Here is a 619-nt window from a genome sequence, read left to right on the forward strand (position 1 = left end):
ATATCATTACTGTTCTTGAGGGAAGAACACAAGCTATCATCCGCAATCACTTTCTGCGCTACGATAGAGCCGTCCGATGTCGAGTGAAAATCATTACTATGGATATGTTTAGTCCTTACTATAACTTAGCTAAACAGCTTTTCCCATGTGCTAAAATCGTTCTAGATCGCTTTCACATTATCCAACATCTCAGCCGTGCTATGAGTCGAGTTCGTGTTCAAATTATGAACCAATTCGATAGAAAATCCCATCAATACAAGGCCATCAAGCGCTACTGGAAGCTCATCCAGCAAGATAGTCGTAAACTCAGCGATAAGCGATTTTATCGCCCTACTTTTCGCATGCACTTAACGAATAAAGAAATTCTAGACAAGCTTTTGAGCTATTCAGAAGAGTTGAAACACCACTATAATCTCTATCAGCTCTTGCTTTTTCACTTTCAGAATAAAGAGCCCGAGAAATTTTTCGGACTCATTGAGGACAATCTAAAGAAGGTTCATCCTCTTTTTCAGACTGTCTTTAAGACATTTCTCAAGGACAAAGAGAAAATTGTCAACGCCCTTCAATTGCCCTATTCCAACGCTAAATTGGAAGCGACTAATAATCTCATTAAACTCAT

General features: G+C 38.9%; 1 protein-coding gene. It reads left to right on the forward strand.

Translation table 11 applies throughout. The features are described from left to right. Positions 1 to 619 (forward strand): ISL3 family transposase (locus tag QM460_RS10490; protein WP_414290063.1); only part of this gene is annotated, 619 nt, incomplete at both ends.

The sequence above is a fragment of the Streptococcus infantis genome (genome assembly GCF_047464415.1).
Classification (GTDB): domain Bacteria; phylum Bacillota; class Bacilli; order Lactobacillales; family Streptococcaceae; genus Streptococcus; species Streptococcus infantis_AE.